The 1,014-nt window shown below is 38.8% G+C and carries 1 pseudogene; it reads right to left on the bottom strand.

From position 1 onward, the window contains the following. A pseudogene (locus ACFINX_RS10175) lies at window positions 1-1,014 on the bottom strand (hypothetical protein); the annotation flags it as partial.

Here is a 1,014-nt window from a genome sequence, read left to right as displayed (position 1 = left end):
TCGTCAAAGTAACGTAGGTTGGATACTGCTAGACCAACGGCGGCTGCTTGCCTTGCCTCTTTCCGTACGCTCTTAATGTCATAACTTAAAATATTAAACTTCATATCTGTATATCGGTCAGACCGATCAACAGCATCATCAATGGCATTAATAACAATATTATCCACCCGACTATCCGTATATTTTTTTGCATCATCGAGAACAATTTTCATCTGTTGCTGAGTGTAATCATGTAGTTGACCACCATTCACAGCTTCTTTCGAACCTTGTTCAATGCGACCATTGGCAACATTATCAATCATAACAGGTTCACTTTCGTTGCCACCTTTTAGAGTGATCTTATTGGTTTTTTTACCATCAGCATCTTTATCATAGTTAACTGCACCATCAGAAAGATTATTAACCGTGTTCTCAATATTATCAACTCTGTCTTCAATATTGAAAACCGTTTCACCAATATTCGTAACCGTAGTGGAAATATTGTCGACTCTGTTTTCAATATGCTTAATATCTTTTTCAACGCCAGTGATACGTTCGTTGGTTTCCCAAAGCTGTCCACCATTGACTGCATCTTTTGAACCTTCTGCAATTTTACCATCTGCTACATTGATAATCTTACTTGGTTGACCATCATGGCTAGCGTCATAAGCTTTTTTCTGCTCATTCCAATTTAAACCATTGGACGAGACATTGTTTTCAACACTTTGAATACGGTCGTTTATCTTAGACATACTCTCACTTACGCCGTCAAAAGCACTGGCAACGTTATGATAATCCTTCTTTTCACCAGAGCTCCCGTCAGCCTTGAATTGTGCTATCTTGAAAGTAGGAGCAGTCCATTCTCCATTATTATAGCCAGCGCCACCACCAAAATATGCAGCAAGCTGATTACTCATCAAATAAAGTTGCGAACCATTTATAGCATCGGTTGAGTTAGCAGAAATATCTCCATTAGCAAGAAACTTAATTTTGCTATTTTCTTTGTCTGCTCCATGCTGTGCTACAAATGCCTGC

The organism is Bartonella sp. AP36NXGY (assembly GCF_042195865.1).
Taxonomy (GTDB): domain Bacteria; phylum Pseudomonadota; class Alphaproteobacteria; order Rhizobiales; family Rhizobiaceae; genus Bartonella.
This window is presented reverse-complemented; position numbering and strand designations above follow the sequence as displayed.